General features: G+C 68.8%; 18 protein-coding genes. 8 read left to right on the top strand and 10 right to left on the bottom strand.

Features of this window, described 5'->3' with window-relative positions; genetic code table 11:
* Positions 1-22: 22 nt before the first annotated feature.
* Positions 23-1,141 carry a homoserine O-acetyltransferase MetX gene (metX, locus tag KV110_RS05845; RefSeq protein ID WP_218478200.1) on the top strand — a complete coding sequence of 373 codons (1,119 nt, stop codon included), beginning with the start codon at positions 23-25 and terminating at the stop codon, positions 1,139-1,141.
* Between the two features lie 107 nt (positions 1,142-1,248).
* Here metX and KV110_RS05840 read toward each other — a convergent pair whose 3' ends face one another.
* Entirely contained in the window at positions 1,249-1,914 is a 666-nt protein-coding gene (locus KV110_RS05840) for a TetR/AcrR family transcriptional regulator (RefSeq protein WP_218474105.1), read from the bottom strand.
* A gap of 161 nt (positions 1,915-2,075) precedes the next feature.
* Here KV110_RS05840 and KV110_RS05835 point away from each other — a divergent pair, with 161 nt between their 5' ends.
* A complete protein-coding gene (locus tag KV110_RS05835) occupies positions 2,076-3,029 on the top strand; it encodes an oxygenase MpaB family protein (protein WP_218474103.1) in 954 nt (317 codons plus the stop codon).
* 5 nt (positions 3,030-3,034) lie between these two features.
* On the opposite strand, the gene KV110_RS05830 is transcribed toward KV110_RS05835, so the two are convergent.
* Positions 3,035-3,412, bottom strand: a complete 378-nt coding sequence (locus tag KV110_RS05830) for a winged helix-turn-helix transcriptional regulator (RefSeq protein ID WP_218474102.1) — start codon at positions 3,410-3,412, stop codon at positions 3,035-3,037.
* Positions 3,413-3,481: 69 nt separating this feature from the next.
* On the opposite strand from KV110_RS05830, the gene KV110_RS05825 reads away from it, so the two are divergent.
* Positions 3,482-4,129 carry a nitroreductase family protein gene (locus KV110_RS05825; protein ID WP_218474100.1) on the top strand — a complete coding sequence of 216 codons (648 nt, stop codon included), beginning with the start codon at positions 3,482-3,484 and terminating at the stop codon, positions 4,127-4,129.
* 68 nt (positions 4,130-4,197) lie between these two features.
* On the opposite strand, the gene KV110_RS05820 is transcribed toward KV110_RS05825, so the two are convergent.
* Both KV110_RS05820 and KV110_RS05815 read right to left on the bottom strand, forming a co-directional pair.
* Positions 4,198-4,443 (bottom strand): DUF3017 domain-containing protein, encoded by a 246-nt coding sequence (locus KV110_RS05820; RefSeq protein ID WP_246634692.1) that lies wholly within the window; start codon positions 4,441-4,443, stop codon positions 4,198-4,200.
* 123 nt (positions 4,444-4,566) lie between these two features.
* Positions 4,567-4,971: a RidA family protein gene (locus tag KV110_RS05815; RefSeq protein WP_218474097.1), complete on the bottom strand. Its 405-nt coding sequence runs from the start codon at positions 4,969-4,971 to the stop codon at positions 4,567-4,569.
* 131 nt (positions 4,972-5,102) lie between these two features.
* Between KV110_RS05815 and KV110_RS05810 the strand changes: the two genes are divergently transcribed.
* The 3 genes from KV110_RS05810 to KV110_RS05800 all read left to right on the top strand — a co-directional run bounded on the left by KV110_RS05810 (position 5,103) and on the right by KV110_RS05800 (position 7,189).
* The gene (locus tag KV110_RS05810; RefSeq protein ID WP_218474095.1) at positions 5,103-5,648 is read left to right on the top strand and encodes a carboxymuconolactone decarboxylase family protein; all 546 of its coding nucleotides are present in this window, start codon (positions 5,103-5,105) and stop codon (positions 5,646-5,648) included.
* Between the two features lie 82 nt (positions 5,649-5,730).
* Positions 5,731-6,657, top strand: coding sequence for an SMP-30/gluconolactonase/LRE family protein (locus KV110_RS05805; RefSeq protein WP_246634365.1), 927 nt, complete (start codon positions 5,731-5,733; stop codon positions 6,655-6,657).
* Between the two features lie 67 nt (positions 6,658-6,724).
* The gene (locus KV110_RS05800; RefSeq protein WP_218474093.1) at positions 6,725-7,189 is read left to right on the top strand and encodes a tRNA (cytidine(34)-2'-O)-methyltransferase; all 465 of its coding nucleotides are present in this window, start codon (positions 6,725-6,727) and stop codon (positions 7,187-7,189) included.
* Between the two features lie 81 nt (positions 7,190-7,270).
* On the opposite strand, the gene KV110_RS05795 is transcribed toward KV110_RS05800, so the two are convergent.
* From KV110_RS05795 to KV110_RS05785, 3 genes are all read right to left on the bottom strand, one after another.
* Complete coding sequence (locus tag KV110_RS05795; protein ID WP_246634364.1) at positions 7,271-8,314, bottom strand: DUF4349 domain-containing protein; 1,044 nt, start codon at positions 8,312-8,314, stop codon at positions 7,271-7,273.
* 93 nt (positions 8,315-8,407) lie between these two features.
* Positions 8,408-11,893, bottom strand: a complete 3,486-nt coding sequence (locus tag KV110_RS05790) for an error-prone DNA polymerase (protein WP_218474091.1) — start codon at positions 11,891-11,893, stop codon at positions 8,408-8,410.
* Between the two features lie 20 nt (positions 11,894-11,913).
* Positions 11,914-12,369 (bottom strand): hypothetical protein, encoded by a 456-nt coding sequence (locus KV110_RS05785; RefSeq protein ID WP_218474089.1) that lies wholly within the window; start codon positions 12,367-12,369, stop codon positions 11,914-11,916.
* Positions 12,370-12,526: 157 nt separating this feature from the next.
* Between KV110_RS05785 and KV110_RS05780 the strand changes: the two genes are divergently transcribed.
* Positions 12,527-13,507, top strand: a complete 981-nt coding sequence (locus KV110_RS05780; RefSeq protein WP_218474087.1) for an SDR family NAD(P)-dependent oxidoreductase — start codon at positions 12,527-12,529, stop codon at positions 13,505-13,507.
* Positions 13,508-13,644: 137 nt separating this feature from the next.
* Here the strand turns inward: KV110_RS05780 and KV110_RS05775 are convergent, their stop codons facing one another.
* Both KV110_RS05775 and KV110_RS05770 read right to left on the bottom strand, forming a co-directional pair.
* Positions 13,645-14,550, bottom strand: a complete 906-nt coding sequence (locus tag KV110_RS05775; protein ID WP_218474085.1) for a ferredoxin family protein — start codon at positions 14,548-14,550, stop codon at positions 13,645-13,647.
* Positions 14,551-14,572: 22 nt separating this feature from the next.
* Positions 14,573-15,382, bottom strand: coding sequence for an alpha/beta fold hydrolase (locus tag KV110_RS05770; RefSeq protein ID WP_218474083.1), 810 nt, complete (start codon positions 15,380-15,382; stop codon positions 14,573-14,575).
* Between the two features lie 204 nt (positions 15,383-15,586).
* On the opposite strand from KV110_RS05770, the gene KV110_RS05765 reads away from it, so the two are divergent.
* On the top strand, positions 15,587-16,288 hold the full coding sequence (locus KV110_RS05765; protein WP_218474081.1) for a class I SAM-dependent DNA methyltransferase: 702 nt from the start codon (positions 15,587-15,589) through the stop codon (positions 16,286-16,288).
* On the opposite strand, the gene KV110_RS05760 is transcribed toward KV110_RS05765, so the two are convergent.
* Entirely contained in the window at positions 16,289-17,812 is a 1,524-nt protein-coding gene (locus tag KV110_RS05760) for a DNA polymerase Y family protein (RefSeq protein WP_246634691.1), read from the bottom strand.
* Positions 17,813-17,832: the final 20 nt, after the last annotated feature.

Raw genomic sequence — 17,832 nt, 5'->3', positions numbered from 1 at the left:
GAGTCACGCCCGTTCGTCCGGGGTGGCCCTGCCGCCCCCGGACGGGCGGCTCGGCATCATCCCGATCGGTGACGTGCAGTTGGAGAGCGGCGCGGTCATCCCGCAGGTCCACCTCGCCGTGCAGCGCTGGGGAGAGCTCTCCCCCACGTTGGACAATGTGGTGCTGGTCGAGCACGCGCTGACCGGCGACTCACACGTGGTCGGCCACCCCGATGACATCCATCCGCTGCCGGGGTGGTGGGACGGCATGGTCGGACCCGGCTGTCCGCTCGACACCGACGAGTGGTGTGTGATCGCGACGAACGTGCTCGGCGGCTGCAAGGGCAGCACCGGGCCGTCGACCCTCGCGCCCGACGGAAAGCCTTGGGGTGCACGGTTTCCGGAGATCTCCATCCGCGATCAGGTGGCCGCCGAGGCCGCGCTGATGGACCTGCTCGGCATCGAGCGGCTGGCCGCCGTGGTCGGCGGGTCGATGGGCGGCATGCGGGTGCTGGAGTGGATGGTCGGCATGCCGGACCGGGTCGGCTCGGCGCTGGTGCTCGCCGTCGGCGCCCGCGCCACCGCCGACCAGATCGGCACCCAGACCACCCAGATCGCGGCGATCAAGGCCGATCCGGACTGGCAGGGCGGCGATTACCACGACACCGACCGGGCCCCGATGACCGGCATGGGCATCGCCCGGCGCATCGCGCACCTGACCTATCGCACCGAGGACGAGCTCGATCATCGCTTCGAGAACAGCGCGCAGGGCGCGGAGGATCCGTGGCGCGGCGGCCGGTACGCGGTGCAGAGCTACCTGGACCACCAGGCCGAAAAGCTTTGCAGCCGTTTCGATCCGGCCACCTACGTGCTGCTGACCGAGGCGATGAACCGGCACGACATCGGCCGAGGGCGCGGCGGAGTGCGGGCCGCGCTCGCCGCGACACCGGTGCCGTGCGTGGTCGGCGGCGTCGACTCCGACCGGCTGTACCCGCTGCGCACGCAGCAGGAACTCGCCGACGGACTGCCGGGCTGCGACGGACTGGAAATCGTGCATTCCCGCGACGGCCACGACGGATTCCTCACCGAGGCCGCCGCGGTATCGAAGCTGCTCACCGAAACGATGCGACTGGCTCAGCAGAGCCGTCAGCCCGCCAACTGAATCCGCGCCGGGCGGGGATCTACCGCGCACCGATTTGCGTGGTGCGCTGGTAGTTGCTAGCGATTTCGTGCGCACGGTGATGATTCGCGCGCTGCAGTCGGACTGCGTTACGCCGCAGGAGGTTTCGGGGCAGGCGTGCCGACCAGTAGGCCGACGATGGCGTGGACGAAGCCCTGGAGGCGTTCGCGGGGGTACTCGTCCGGTTCGCTGACCGCCAACCGGCCGAGCATCTCGGCGACCTGCAGCAGCGAATTAGTGAGCAGCGCGGAATCCACTCCTGCCCAACGGGGTTCGAGTGCGGTACCCATCCGGACCAGCGCTTCGGCCTGGTCGAAGATGCCCGCTCGGGAATTCCGCAATGCCTCACGGTATTCGTCGGGGGCGTTGCCCGGCCCGGCGAGGATCAGTCGCCAGCGGGTCGGATTCTCCAGTGCCACACCGACGAACGCTTCGACGGTGGCCGAGGCCGCGACGACCGGGTCGGCGCCCATCAGGTCGGTCGGCAGGGTCGCGGCCACCTGTTCCAGACCGCGCTCGCGTTCCCGTTCCAGCAGCGCGGCGACCAGGTCGGCGCGGGTCTTGAAGACGGTGTAGAGCACCGGCTTACCCACGCCCGCCTCCTTGGCGACCGCCTCCATGCTCAGTTCGTGCAGTTCCATCCGGCTCAGCACCGCGAAGGCGGCGTCGAGCAGTTGGGCCCGCCGCTGTTCCGGAGGTAGGCGTGGCGCGTAGCGCCGTCGCGGCCGATCCGGCGCGGTGCGCGATGTCGTCACTGGCTCACCTCCATGCGGTCCATCCTGACAGCATCCGGCCTGGACCGGCGAATCCTTACGCGCACAAATGCTACGCACCCGTTGTATTCACTGTCTGCAATTGCTACGGTTGCGTTGTATTAATCCCCGATGCCGGGGCGATCACCGCAAAGGAGCACGTGATGCAGTTCGATCCGACCACCCTGCGCCGGGACGACTACGGGTTCTTCGGCCCCGATTCACCGAGTTGGAAGGTCTGGACCGCACCCACCGCGGTCATCGGGTTCCAGCGAGCGGTGGTGCTCGAGCACTTCGACCCGTTCCTCACCGCGGCCGTAGCCGACTCGCGCGGCATCTACAGCGACCCGCGCAAGCGCCTCGACCACACCTTCGCCTACTTCCTGATCGCCGCGATCGCCGACGGGCGCACCGCCATCCAGGCGGCCGAGCATCTCATGCGGATCCACGCGCCGATGACCGGCATCGAACCGATCAGCGGAAACCGCTACAGCGCGAACAGCCCCGAGACCCAGCTGTGGATCCACATCACCGGCTGGCATTCGGTACTCAAGGCATACGAGGTGTTCGGTCCGGGCCCGCTGACGCCGGAGGAGGAGACGCGATACTGGCACGAATGCGCGATCGCCGCCGAGCTGCAGACCTGCAAGCCGGAGGACGTACCGCGCTCACGTGCCGAGGTGCGCGAGTACTTCGCCGAGGTTCGGCCGCGCCTGTGCACCTCCGAGCGGGCCGAGGAAGGCATGCACCACCTGCTGTGGACCTCACCGCGCAACGGCGCCGGGCTCTCGTATGCCGTTGGCAGCAGGCTACTTTCACTGGCCTCGGTCGCGACGCTGCCGAAGTGGATGCGCAAGCTCGGCCGGTTCGACCGCCCCGGCATCGTTGATCTCGCGATCCGGCTGCCCGCGAAGGTGCTGGTCTGGGGGTTCACCAGATTCAACTCGTTCGGACTGCTACTCGCCGCCCCGTTCATCGCGCCGTTGGCAGGCCAGATCTTGAAGCAGCACATCAACGCGGAGCCGCCCGCCAAGCTCGAGACGATCACCCCGACCGAGGCACGCGCCTTGTACAGCAGCCGATCCGGTCGTCCCACACTGGTCGCCGAACCGGCCTGAGACCTTCAACGGGCCGCTGAGCGACGCGCTTCCTCGATGAGATTTATGTTGGATTCTATCCAATCCCGCAGGGCCGCAATGGGTGTGCGCAGACTGTGGCCGAGGTCGGTGAGGGTGTACTCGACCCGCGGCGGCACGGTGGGATGCACTGTGCGGGTGAGGAATCCGTCGGTTTCCAGCTGACGGAGGGTCTGCGTCAGCATCTTCTGCGAGATGCCATCGATGCGTTTGCGTAGCTCGGTGTAGCGCATGGTCCCGTCGGCCAGGGCGTCGACGATCAGCACCGTCCACTTGCCCGCGATGTGGTCGAGCACCTGACGGGTGGGACATTTGGCCGAGTAGATGTCGGCGGGCAGGCCGGAGCCCTCGATGAGCGTGCGCACCTCTGCGAGTGTAACGCACCAAAAAGTGCCTTCTTCCTATTGGGGTGCCACTCTCCGATAGTAAGAATTATGGAAACACAGACACTTTCGGTCCCCGCCGCGATCCGCGCCCGCCGCACCACCCGCCATTTCCGGCCCGAATCCGTGGCACCGGAGTTGGTCGACGAACTGCTGGAGCTGGCGGTGCAGGCGCCGAGCGCCTGGAATATGCAGGACCGCTCGATCGTCGTCGTCACCAGCGAAGCCGGACGGCAAGCGCTGTCGGAGGCCGCGTTCGGCCAGCCACAGCCGGTGGAAGCTCCGGTCGTCCTGGTCTTCGTGGCCGATCCGCTGGCCTGGCAGGACAGCAATGCCGACATCGCCGCACTGGCCCGGCGCAATGGTGCGTGGAATGACGAGTTCACCGCGATGTTCGATTCGCGCAGCGAATTCCATTCACTACGGGAGCGCGGCCTGCTCCGGGAGAACGCCATCAAGAACGCGATGATCGCGGCCACCTACGTCATGCTCGCCGCCACCAGCCTCGGCCTGGCCTCGGCCCCGATGAACGGCTGGGACCCCGAGCTGGTCAAGCAGGCCATCGGCGTCGGTGATCGGGACGAGCTCGCCATCGCGGTCATGGTGGCCGTCGGCTACAGCGACACCATCCCGCCGCATCCCGGCCGCAGGTCCCGTGCGCACACGGTTTTCCTGGAGCGGTATGCCACAACGCACTGAACCCGTTGCGCGCCAACGCACTCCGCGAGTTCGCGCGCACGAAGTCGGATGGGAGCGGGCGGGAGTGACTATCCGACGCCGAGGGTGTTGATGGTCGCGGCGATGAACACAATGGCGGAGCCGAGCAGCGTCAGCGCGCCCACATCGAAGGGCTTGCTGCGCACCGCGAGGAGTCCGACGCGGGCGGTCGGCAGGCACAGTCGGAACGCCGCGGCCAGCAAGGTCGCCCCGCCGAAGAACAGCGCACCGCGGCGCCACCGGTCCTGCGCGACGAACACGATCGCCACCAGGATGACCAGCGCCACGAGCACCATCGGCAGGTGCTGGCGCAGGAACTGGCCGCCCACACTGCCGGCCCGCTGGTCCGCGGTGGAGGTCTCGGCATCGGTCACCCCCCGATTCTGACAGACGCCGCGCAGCCCGCGCTGTCGACGGGCTCAGTCGACGACGGCGACGCCCTCGACCTCGATGAGGTGCTCCGGGGTGAACAAGGCAGCCACGCCGACGAGGGTGACCGCGGTTTCCGGGAACTCATAGTGCGCGCGGGCGGCGGCACCGCCCGCACCGAGTGCCTCGAATTTCGACGGGTCCCAATCCACCACATAGAACCGAACACTGACGAGGTCGGCGGGCTTGCCGCCCGCTGCCTCCAGTGCGCGGCCCAGGTTGATCATGGCCTGGGTTGTCTGGGCGGTCAGACCCCCGTCGACGACTCGCCCTGACGCGTCGGTGCCGACCTGGCCGGAGATGTGAATGATCCTGTTGCCGGTCGCCGAGGTCGCGTGCGCGAAGCCCGGTGCGGGCGGCTGCGAGTCTGCCGGGTTGTGCGATGTACTGCCCATCCGCGCATCCTAATCGCAGACCGTGGATCAGGCTGCCTGCGGCACAAGCGGTTTCGATGTTGCGGGAAAACTCTACTACAGGCCGTAGTTTCAATGTAGAGTCGGATCATCCGACACAGGAGGGCGGGGTAATGCGAGCGTTGACACGGATTCGGCACTATCTGCAGGCAGTGCGGCAGGCGAAGCGGAACCGGTCCGATCTGGTCGGCTGGCTCGTCCGGCGACCACAGATCCTGTTCAGCACAATCATTTACGAGACGGCACTGATATTCAGCAACCGGCTGGACCCGAAGCTCAAAGAACTGGCCGAACTGAAAACCGCGGGCCTGGTGAACTGCGAGTTCTGTCTGGACATCGGCTCTGCGCTGGCGAAGTCGGCCGGCCTCACCGAGCAACAGCTGCTCGACCTGCCGCGCTTCCGAACCAGCGACGCCTATACCGACCTGCAAAAACTCGTCATCGCCTTTGCCGAAGCGATGTCAAGCACACCCGCGGTCGACCTCGACGACCTACGCGCCGAACTGCTGACCCACCTCTCCAAAGCCCAACTCGCCGAACTGGCGGCCACCATCGCCTGGGAAAACCAACGCTCCCGCCTCAACCAGGGTCTCGGCGTCCGTCCGACCGGCATGGCCGAGGGCGGCGTGTGCGCGCTGCCGGAGCGTCCGGCGAATTAGCTTGGTTCGGGACACCGCGACGTTGCCGCGCCCACGGTTTTGCGGTGTCGACCTCGACGGTGCGGCAACCTAGGCTGCGCGGATGGGGATGTTGGGCAAGCGAATTCGAGTGTTGTGCGTCGCGGTGGCGCTGGTGGCGGGGGCCGGTGCCGCCGCGGTGCCCGCGCACGGCGCACCGGGCTGCGGCGGGTGGCAGGTCGACACCCTGGTTCAGGGGCTGGAGGAACTGGAGAACCTCGAACCCGACGGCCGTGGCGGGTTCTACTTGACCGGCAGTTCGAAGGTGTACCACGTGGATCCCGCAGGGCAGGTCCGCACGGTGCTCGAAGGCATGAACGTTCCGCGCGGCTTGCAGCTCGCCGGGTCGAGTCTGTACGTCATCGCCGGTGGATTGTGGCAACTGGACACCGCGACCGATCGGCTGACATCGGTGTCCACCTTCGGCGGCAACGGTTTGCTCCGGCTGCCCGATGGTGATCTGCTGACCACCTGGGTCGGCACCGAGGGCGGCCCGTCCCAGGGTGTGACCCGCTATCGGCACGACACCGGAACCATCGTGCCCAACTGGTCCCCGGTGCCGCGTTCAGAAGGTCTTGCGCTGAGCCCTGATCACCGTGCCGTGTACACCGACGACCTGTTCACCGGCCAGATCATCCGCATCCCCCTGGACACCCCCGACCGGTGGACGGTCGTCGCGACCGTGCCCGGCCTATTCCCCGGTGTCGACGACCTGACCATGTCGCAGGCCGGAACCCTCTACGTCGCAGCCCATATGGCGGGCGAGATCCACCGCGTCGACCCGAACACCGGCGCGACCTGCGTCATCGCGTCCGGCCTCGCGAGCGGTTGGACCGGCCCGAGTTCGGTCCGCATCGCCCCCGACGGCAACACCTGGGCCCTCTACACCACCCTCTTCGACGGCACCCTCCGCCGCCTCCGACCGCCCGCCGACGTCGACCTCACACCGGTACGAATCCCGGTGAAGCTTCCCCCGCACCTCGATCGGTGACGACACAACCGAGCTGCGCGCAACCTCGGTAGCCGAGGTTCCGGCCCCCATGACAAGCTGGTGCGTTGTGTTCCGTCTGATGTTTCATGAGCCCGCGATCCCCGGCAATACCGGCAATGCGATCCGGTTGGTCGCCGGGACCGGGTGTGAGCTGCATCTGGTCGAGCCGTTGGGGTTCGACCTTTCGGAAGCCAAGTTGCGCCGGGCCGGATTGGATTACCACGATCTGGCCTCGGTGACGGTGCACAAGGATCTCGCGGCGGCGTGGGAGGCGGTGCGTCCGGAACGGGTTTTCGCGTTCACCACGCAGGCCAGCACCCACTACACCGCGGTGGACTACCACGAAGGCGACGTGCTGCTCTTCGGCACCGAACCAACCGGACTGCCCGCCGCGGTGCTCGACGACCCGCACGTCACCACCCACCTGCGCATCCCCATGCTCCCCGGCCGCCGCTCGATGAACCTCTCCAACGCCGCCGCCGTCACCGTCTACGAAGCCTGGCGCCAGCTCGGCTTCCCCGGCGGAGTGTGATCGCCGCGCACGCATTCGCGGGCCGCGCACGGAATTGCCAGCAGCATCGCGCGCGGCGCGGCAAGTGGCGCGCGACGACTTTTACGGCTGTTCGGTTTTGTCGCCCGGACGGTTGTCGGGGCTCTTCTCTTCGGTCGCCGTGCTGCCAGCGGGTTCGGTAACCTTCGCCGTCCCAGCGTCTTTCGAGGCACCTTCGGTGGTGCCGGACACCGGTGTCGATGTCGCGGGAGCCGCCGCGCCACGCTTGCCCCGGCGCAGCAGCAGCCGGACGAGGCCCCAGACCGCGGCGGCCAGCACCACCAGGAAGCCGAGCCACGGCAGCGCCTTGCCGGTGAACACGACGGCGTCCTTCAGCCACTCCACCAGCGAGTCCCAGCCCGCGACGATCCCCTCCCAGAAGCTGTCGGCGCGGTCCTCCTCGGCCTTCGTGGTCTCGGTGGTGATGTCGATAGTGAGGGTGGACAGCGCGACGTCGTCGTCGAGGTGACGCTTCTGCGCGGTCAGGCTGTCGAGTTCGCCCTGCCGGCTGGACAGCGCCTGCTCGGCGTTGATCAGGTCGGCGGTGTTCGTGGCGCTCGCGATGAGTCCGCGCAACCGGTCGACGGAGGCTTGCAGCGCCTTGATCCTGGCGTCCAGGTCTTCCCACTGCATCGTCACGTCGTCCCGATTGGTGCTCACCCGGGTGATGCGGCCGATGCCGCCGAGTCCGTCGATGAACGCGTCGACCTTGTCGGCGGGCACCCGGACGGTGAGGGTGGCGCTGGGATCGGTGTCGTCGGTGCCCGGCTGTTCGGTCCGGCTGTCGATCCGGCCACCGACCTCGCGCACCCGGTCGGCGATCTCGGCCGCCGCCTCGATCGGCTTGCCCGCGGTGATCTCGACGCTGCCGGTGACGACTTCCTTACGCGCCGTGACCGTTTCACTGCCGGTGTTGTCCTTGCGCATGGGGCCCTGCTGGTCGCGCAGGCCCGGCGGCGCGGACGCGGGCGCAGGTGCGGGCGCCACGGTGGCGTAGGACGTCGGCTTGTCCGGTGGCGTGGCCCTCTTCGCGTCGTCGTCGGCACCGCAGCCGACGAGCAGGGTCAGACCGAGCAGACCGACGCACAGCACAGCAAGCTTCCGCATGATTCGCACAGTAGCCCCTTCAACTGCGCGAACAGCCCGACATAACGGTTCTCTAGAGCCCTTCTAACACTTCTTTAAAACTGTGGGCGGCCGTCAGCGGAAGTCGCGCGATTTCGAATCGACGCGCAGGTCCAGGCGTTGCAGATGTTCGGCGACGACGCTGACCGCGCCCTCGGCGTTCTGCACACGGCCGCGGATCAGCAGCGCGGGTGCGCTCTGCGCGAGGCGGCGATAGCGGGTCCACAGCCCGACCGAGCAGACGATGTTCACCATGCCGGTTTCGTCTTCCAGATTGAGGAAGGTGACGCCCGCGGCCGTGGCGGGACGTTGGCGGTGGGTTACCGCGCCGCCCACCAGCACTCGCGAGCCGTCGGGCACCGCGAGCAGACCGGCGGCGGGGAGGACGCCGAGAGCGTCGAGCCGCGGGCGCAGGAACTGGGTGGGATAGCTGCCCGGGGAGACGCCGGTGGCCCAGACGTCGGCGGCGGCCAGTTCGAGATCGCTCATGCCGGGCAGGACGGGCGCGGTGGTGGCGGCGCCGGTGCCGGGCAGGCGGTCCTGGCGCTCGCCCGCGGCGGCGCCCGCGGCCCACAGGGCTTCGCGGCGGGAGTGGCCGAGGCTACCGAGGGCACCGGCGGTAGCGAGCGATTCCGCTTGGGCGACAGTGAGTTCCACCCGGCCGGTCAGGTCGAGGAAGGAGGTGTATGGCCCCTGATCCCTGGCCGCGACGATCTTTTCGGCGAGATCGGTGCCGATGTGCCGGATCGATGCCAAGCCGAGCCGCACCTCGGTGCCCTCGTGCTCGAGGGTGGGTTCGGCACGGCTGGCATTGATGTCGGGGCCGTGCACCCGCACGCCGTGTCTGCGGGCGTCGGCGACCAGGGATTGCGGGGAGTAGAAACCCATCGGCTGGGCGCGCAGCAGACCGGCGCAGAACGCCGCCGGGTAGTGCAGCTTGAACCACGCCGAATAGAACACGATCGAGGCGAAGCTCTGCGAATGACTTTCCGGGAAGCCGAAATTCGCGAAGGCATAGAGCTTTTCGTAGATGCGGTCGGCGACCTCGCCGGTGATGCCGTGCAGGTCCCGCATGCCTTGGTAAAGGCGCTCTTTGAGGCGTTCCATGCGTTCCGGGGACCGCTTGGAACCCATGGCACGGCGCAGCTGATCGGCCTCGGCGGCGGTGAAGCCCGCGACGTCGACGGCCATCTGCATGAGCTGCTCCTGAAACAGCGGCACGCCGAGCGTGCGTTCCAGCGCGTTCTCCAACGCCGGGTGGTCGTACTCCCATTTCTCGAGCTTGTTGCGGCGCCGGATATAGGGATGCACCGAACCGCCTTGGATGGGCCCTGGTCGGATCAGCGCCACCTCCACCACCAGGTCATAGAACTCCCGCGGTTTCAACCGGGGCAGCGTGGCCATCTGCGCCCGCGACTCCACCTGGAACACACCCACCGAGTCGGCCCGCGAAAGCATCTCGTAGACACCGGCTTCGCGCAGATCGAGCTTGTGCAGCTCGACGACCTCGCCGGTGTGCTCGCGCACCAGATCGATCATGTAGTGCAGCGCGGAGAGCATGCCGAGGCCGAGCAGGTCGAACTTCACCAGCTCGATGGCCGCGCAATCGTCCTTGTCCCACTGCAGCACGCTGCGGCCGGGCATCCGCGCCCATTCCACCGGACAGACGTCGGCGATGGGGCGGTCACAGATCACCATGCCACCGGAGTGGATACCGAGATGCCTTGGCAAGCCTTCGATTTCGGATGCCAGCTGCAGCACCTCGGCGGGAATGTCGGTGCCGGTCTCGGCGCCGACACCGGTCCATCGGCTCACCTGTTTGCTCCACGCGTCCTGCTGACCGGGCGAAAAGCCCAGTGCGCGTGCGGCATCGCGCACCGCGGACTTGCCACGGTAGGTGATCACATTGGCCACCTGGGCGGCGTACGCGCGACCGTACTTGGTGTAGACGTGCTGGATGGCCTCCTCGCGGCGATCGGATTCGATGTCGACGTCGATATCGGGCGGTCCGTCGCGCGCGGGCGAGAGGAAGCGTTCGAACAGCAGGTTGTTGGTGACCGGGTCGACGTTGGTGATGCCGATCGCGTAGCAGACGGCCGAGTTGGCCGCCGAACCCCGGCCCTGGCACAGGATGTCGTTGTCTCGGCAGAAGGCGACGATGTCGTGCACCACCAGGAAGTAACCGGGGAATTCCAGTTCGTCGATCACCGCGAGCTCGTGCTCGATCTGCTGGTACGCCTGCGGGTTTCGCTCCGGTGGCCCGTAGCGGGCGGCGGCGCCGGCGAGGGCGATTTCGCGCAGCCAGGACTTCTCGTCGTGTCCGGCGGGCACGTCGAACGGCGGTAGCTTCGGCGCGATCAACTTCAGATCGAAGGCACATTCCCGGGCCAGCGCGACCGCGTTGTCCACCGCCTGCGGGCAATCCGCGAACAGCCGCGCCATCTCCGCGCCGGAACGCAGGTGCGCGCCGCCGGTGGGGGCCAGCCAACCGGCGATCTCGTCCAAACTCTGCCTGGCCCTGATCGCCGCGAGCGCCATGGCGCGGCGACGCTGGCCAGGCGCGGCGAAATGCGCTCCGGTGGTGGCGAGTACGGGCAGGCCGAGCCGATCGGCCAAGGCGATGAGGTGGGCGTTGCGTTCGTCGTCCTCCGGGATGCCGTGGTGGGTGAGTTCCACGCTCACCCGGTCGGCGCCGAACCGCTCCGTCAGGTCGCGCAACGCGGCCTCGGCCCGCACGAGACGGCTACTGCCCGAACGCAAGTCGTGTTCGAGCGCTTGACGTAGGTGTCCCTTCCGACAGCCGGTGAGGATCTGCCACTGCCCGTCGGCCGCCGCGGTGAGCGCATCGAGGTCATAGCGGAGAATGCCCTTCTCCCCCGCGGCCAGGTGCGCGGCCGCGATCTCCCGCGACAGTCGGCGGTAACCCTCCTGACCGCGGGCCAGGATCAGTAGGTGCGGTCCGGCCGGATCCGGCGAACCGGTGCGCGGCATGGAATCCGGCGCGTCGGCGTGACCGTTGCGCAGCTGGGCAGCCGAATCTCCTTGCTGCCCAGCGAACTCCGGTTTCTCGGGGCTTTCCGCAGCGAGAGCGTCCATCGCTGCCGAACCGGTGCGCTGCCCGGCCGCACGGCGCGAGCGCCTCCTGGTAGCCGGAGCTCCTTCAGCAGGCTGAGTACCAAGCGACAGTTCGGCGCCGAAGACCGTCGGCATCCCCAATTCTCTGGCCGCTTCCGCGAAGCGCACGGTGCCGTAGAAGCCGTCGTGATCGGTGAGCGCGATCGCCTCCAGCCCCAGCCGCACGGCCTCCTCCACCAGCTCCTCCGGCTGGCTCGCGCCGTCCAGGAAGCTGTAGGCCGAGTGCGCGTGCAGCTCCGCGTACGGCACCGTCGGCCCGTCGGCGGGTGGCGCGGTTTCGGCCAGGTACTCGCCGCGCTTGCGCGACCAGGCCGGGCTGTCGCCGCCGTCGCCGGGGTACATCGCGTCCGGATCGGTCCGGCCGGGGCGCCCCGACAGCACCCGCTCCAGCTCCGCCCAGGTAGGCGGCCCATTGCTCCATCCCATCGCCCATCACCTCCTCGGGCTCAGTTGCTCGGCAGGGGTTGCGTCGAGCCTTCGGTGAGCGCCGTTTCGACCTGGTCGAGCCGGGTGCGGATGAGGGCGCCGTAGGCGTCGTTGGCAAGCACGTCGAGGTGGCCACGGGCGATGGCGAGCTGCATGCGGGCGGCCTCGAAGTCGCCGACTCGGCGATGGCTGTCGGCCAGGTTGAGGTACAGCGACGGGAGGAAGCTGCGTAGTCCTTCGTCGAGCGGGATGCCGGGGCCGAACACCGCGGCGAGCGCCCGCCGATCCCAGAGCAGCGCGTCGGCGGCGGCGTCCTGCAGATCGGCGAGGTGATGCGCAATCACGCAGCGGTGCAAGGGATCACCGCCCTCACCGATCTCGTCCCACAACTTCTCCAGCGCCTGTCGCGCCGCCGCTTGGTCCCCGCCACCGAGCCGCACCGCGGCAAAGATGTCCGCCATCCGATCGTCCGCCATGCGCCGAGTATCGCACATATGTTCGATCGATTTCGAGAGGTTGTTCGACCCGTGTTCACCACCTCGACCCCGGCCCCGGAAAGTGACCAGTGCCACTTGGCGAGTAAACTTACTTCAGAGTAAGTTCATGCCAACCGAACCCTGCAAAGGAGCAGCGATGACCGACGCATCCGCTGACGCCGCCGGCCCGCGCGAAACCCGGCGCAGCCGTCGCAACCGCGACATTGCCGGGCGGCATGTCCTTATCACCGGCGCCTCCTCCGGCATCGGCAAGGCGGCGGCGATCGCCGTGGCCGGCAAGGGCGCCACCGTGTTCCTGCTCGCGCGCCGCGCCGACGAACTCGCGAGCGTGGTCGAGGAGATCAGGGCCGGGGGCGGCATCGCCTACGGATACCAGTGTGACGTCACCGATTCCGACTCGGTGGACCACGCCGTGAAGACCATTCTCGACGAGCACGGCCACGTCGACATGCTGGTGAACAACGCGGGCCGATCCATCCGCCGCGCCATCCACCGCTCCACCGACCGGCTGCACGACTTCGAACGCACCATGGCGGTCAATTACTTCGGCGCGCTGCGGATGACGCTCGCCCTGTTGCCGCAGATGCGGGAGCGCAAGTTCGGCCACATCGTCAATATCAGCAGCGCGGGCGTGCAGGTGGCGACGCCGCGCTTCGCCGCCTATCTGGCCAGCAAGGCCGCGCTGGACAAGTTCGCCGAGGTGGCCTCGGTCGAGACGATGGCCGACGGCGTCACCTTCACCACCATCCACATGCCGCTGGTGCGCACCCCGATGATCACCCCGAGCGGCGCCCAGGGACCGTCCGAATCCCCCGAGTGGGCGGCCGCGACAATCGTGCGCGCGCTGACCGAACGCCCCAAGCGCATCGACGTGCCCCTCGGCACCTTCGCCGAATACGGCGCCCTACTCACCCCCAAGTTCCGCGACCGCATCCTGCACCGCTACTACCGCGCCCTACCGGACTCACCCGCCGCCAAGGGCGAACCGGTGCAAAACACCGAAGACCCCACGGAACTCATCGCCCAACCCCAGCCCCGCCCCCGCTCAGCCGCCCGCCGCGTCACCGGCACCGCCCTCCGCCGCGCCGCCCGCTGGGTCCCCGGCACCCATTGGTAAACCGCCCAACGGGACACGGCTGCGCCATCGGCCGAGTAGACCCTCCGTGATGTCCCACTCGGCGTATGCCGCTGGCAGCGAACGGGACGCGGGGGCGGCGTTGGTCGTGGGCGCTCCGTGCTGTCCCGCTCGGGCGGTCAGCTGGGTAGGGGGTGGATGGTATCGAGGGTTAGGGCTTTTATGGGTTTGGGGGTGGCGTTGCAGCTGGCCTGGCGGGCGGGGTAGGCGAGGGGGCAGGCGGTTACGCGCCAGCGGCGGCCGTCGCGGTGGGTGACGATGGCGGCGCCTGCGAGGGTCGGGTCGGTGGGGTTGGTGTCGGGGGCGACGGTTAGAGCGTCGGTGGGGGCGGAAATGTGTTCGCGTACCGCTAGTTCCGCGATTTGCTCGATCGGCGAGTAGCAGCTGCGGCCGCGCAGGCCGGTCATCGAGACCTCGCCGCGGCGGGCGGCTTCGACCATCTCTTCGGCGGCCGCGGTGTCGAGTCTGCCGTAGGTGAGGCCGGACGGCAGCAGCACCAGGGCAGGCGCGAAACGGTGGCCGCCGGTGTGCGAGCACTCCCACACTTGCCCAGGGTATTTCGTTGCGAGTTCGGCGGCGATCGGTCGGCCGAGCAGCGCGCAGCACTGGTCGCGTTTACCGTGCGCGCAGACCAGGACCAGCGGATCATGCACTGGCACACCGATTCCCGGCGGCGGGCCGTTCAATAGATGCAGGTCGAGATCGAGCAGCTGCTTCAGGTCGGTGATCTCGAAACGCTCACACCAGGAGCCCTCTGGACGCGAACTGGCGATCAAAACCGTTCGGGTGCCGGTGAATTCGTTGCGACCCGGGCGGCGGATCAGTGTCGGGCGCACCCGCGCGGCGGCGGTCCGAGCCGCCAGCTCGGGCGTGATCTCCGGCCCCAGCACCTCGTCGCCGATCACATCACGACCCCACGCCCCCGGCTGCTCGACACACAACCAGCCGGTCACATGGGTGGCAGTGCCCGGCAACGGAATATCCGTCGCCGCAGCGGAACACAACATCCCCTCGAACCCACTCATGACCGCACCTCGCACCATTCCGTCACGCGCAAGGCGCGGAGCCGACCGCCGCGTCCCCGTGCACGGCCGGTGCGGTGCCCGCCGCCAGGAATGGGTGGACGGCGGCGGCGAACTGCCGGTAGCGGTCGCGGTGGATGCTGTGGCCGCAGGCGAAGGCGGTGACCGTGCAGTCGGGGATGGCGGCGTGCATGAGCGCCACCTTGTCCAGGTCGACCATGCCGCCAGGGCCGCCGCGCAGCACCAGCGTCGGTGCGGTGATGTCGGGGAGCCGGTCCCACCACTCCGGGTTCGGCTTGCGGAACTGTTCCAGCGCCGTCCTGGTCATGGACCGGTCGAAGGCGAGCACCGCGCGCGGATGCCGGACCAGGCTGCTGGTGGCGTGCCAGAGTTCCGGCACGGTCGGGAAGCGGCGGGTCAGCCGCAGTTCTTCGGCGCCGGACTGCAATGGCAGCGGACATTCCTCGATGACCAGGCGACGTACCAGCTCCGGCCGCTCCTGCGCGACGCAGGAGACCGCGTAGCCGCCCAGCGAGTGGCCGACCAGATCGACCGCGGGCAGTTCGAGCCGTTCGCACAGCTTCAGCACGTCAGCGCCGAACTCGGCGAACCGGTACGAATCGGTATGCGAGCTGCGCCCGTGTCCACGCAGATCGGGAATGATCACCCGGCGCCCCGCCTGCACCAGGGTCCGCGCGAACCGATCCCAGGTGTGTCCGTCCCCGCCCATGCCGTGCACCAGGACCACAGGCACGTCGGTACCCGTGCGCGCCCCCGAATCCCGGTAGGCGATCCGCACGTCACCGAACGCAACTCGGGTCACTGTGAGATCCACGATCTCCGAGAATACTGGGGCCCTCACGCACCGGCCGGTTGGTTGTCACGCGGATCACGTGAGCCGGGCACCACACCCCGCGTCCGCGCGACACTGCTCGAGCTCACGATTCGGCAAGGACCACGCCACCGCACCGGTCTCCGCGCAACCGTGGCCGACGGAAATCGGCTGGCGAATCCTGTTGTGCCGCGACATACTCCGCGCATGCCATCATTCGCGGACTACGACCGCCGCAACTATCGCACCGTCGATGTGGCCACCGGATACGACGGATGGGCACCGACGTACGAGCAAACCGTCATGGACGAGATGGATCTCGCACTGCTGGCGCGGCTGCGACGCCCGGCCTGGTCGCGGGTGCGGCGCGCCGCCGACCTGGGCTGCGGGACGGGGCGAACCGGGGCTTGGCTGCGTGCGCAGGGGGTTTCCCGGATCGACGGGGTCGATGTGAGCGCGGGGATGCTGAAGCGGGCCGAGGAGCGCGGGGCACACAGCACACTCACCCAGGCGGACGTGCGCGACACCGGACTGGCCGCCGGGGCCTACGACCTGGTGATCGCTTCGCTGATCGATGAGCATCTGCCCGAGTTGGCGCCGTTCTACGCCGAGGCGTGGCGGCTGGCCGCGCCCGGCGCGCTGTGCGTTCTGGTCAGCTTTCACCCGCAATTCATGATGATGACCGGGATGCCGACGCACTACACGCCGGCCGAGGGCGAGCCGGTGGCGATCAGCACGCACCTGCACCTGCTCAGTGAGCATGTGACGGCGGCACTGGACGCGGGCTGGATACTCGCCGAGCTCACCGAGATGCTGATCGACGACAGCTGGCTCAACGCCAAGCCGAAGTGGGCGGAATTGCGCGGACAGCCCTTCACGATGGCGACGGTGTGGTCGCGGCCTGCCTGATCAGTCGTAAAGTCCCTCGGCGCGCCAGGTCTCGTCGTAGTAGACGAGCAGTAGGACCCGGACGTCGGCTGGCTCGCCGTCCAGCTGGACCTGCGCGCGGGCGGTGAAAGTGGTTGCGGTGTCGTCTTTTTCGGTCGACTCCGGCACCCACCAGCGTTCGTCCACCGGCCACGGGCCTGCCCATCCGGTCAATCGCCACTGCTTACTGCCCCAGTGCAAGCGGGATGGATCGGCACTGAACAGGGCGCGTTCGGTGACCAGAATCGGGGTGCCGTCGGCGGCTTCCAAGCGCACCGGCGGCCGGTTCAGCAGGAGCAGGGCGGGAGCCGGCTCGGGCAGTCTGCCCGGCCACGGCAAGGCCGGGTCGGCGGCGGGCACCGGTTCGTCGCCAAGCGCGACCATCGTGATGCGCTCGGCGGGCCCGCGCCCGCCGCTGAGCACGCCGATCCGCACCGCTTCGCCGCCGAGCAGACCCTGCACCCGGATCAGTGCGCGCCGGGCCCGCTCGTCCTCCTCGCCGACGCCGCCCCACAGCCCGAGCTGCAACGCACCCGCCGCCACCACCTCGACGGGCGCCAGCCGCAGCAGGGTGATCGGCGCGGTGGGCCGGTCGCGCCGGGTGAGCCAGCCGTCAAGCTGCCAGCGCACCCGGTCCGCGGTATCGTCCGGAGTCAGCGGTTCCGCGCACCGCCAGATCCGCGAAAGCTCCTCCCCCGCATCGGTTTCCGCGAATATCGATAATCGGGTACAGGCCAGCCCGGCGCTGGATAGTTCGGCATGCAACTGGGTGGCGAGCATGCGGCCCGCGAAGGCGGCCGCATCGACCCGCTCGATCGGCGGGTCGCAGCGGTACTGCACCGTCAGATCCCTGGGCGGCTGCCGCGCGGCGGGCGGGCGCTCGGGTTGCGCTCGCGCACAGCGGTGCGCCAGCACGGCATCGGCACCGAAGCGCGAGGCGACCTCGGCGGGCGACAGTGCGGCGAAATCGCCGATCCGGCGTAAGCCCAAGCGGTGCAACAGATCCACCAGATCGGCGCGCTCCGGCGCGGCCAGGCTCGGCTCGACCGCCAGCTCGCGCACCGGCATCGGCGCGAGAAACCGCGCCCCCGCCCCGGCGGGCACGATCGCACCGCGCCGGGCGGCGATCACCGCCGTGGACAACTCGTCGGCGATGCCGATCTGCGCCTCCACCCCGGCGGCCGCCGCCGCGTCGACGAGCCGTTCGGCCGCTTCCTCCTCGGAACCGAAAAACCGGGCGGCACCACGGGCCCCGAGCACCAACAGTCCGGGCCGCAGCACCTCCACCCCCGGCACCGTCGCGTCGACGGCCGCGACCACCGGCTCGAACAGCCGCGCGTCCCGATCCGGATCCGCCTGTGCGAGAAACAGATCCGGACACCGCCCTTGCGCCTCCCGCCGCTTCAGCCCGCGCCGCACCCCGTCGGCCCGCGCGATCGCCGAACAAGCGATCACCCGGTTCGCGAAGAGCACCGCCACCGGCTGAGTCGCGGGCAACCGCGCCATCGCGGCGGCGGCCACCGCGG

It is taken from the genome of Nocardia iowensis, from assembly GCF_019222765.1.
Taxonomy (GTDB): Bacteria; Actinomycetota; Actinomycetes; order Mycobacteriales; family Mycobacteriaceae; genus Nocardia; species Nocardia iowensis.
Note: the sequence above shows the minus strand (reverse complement) of the source record. Positions and strands in the feature narration are given on the sequence as shown.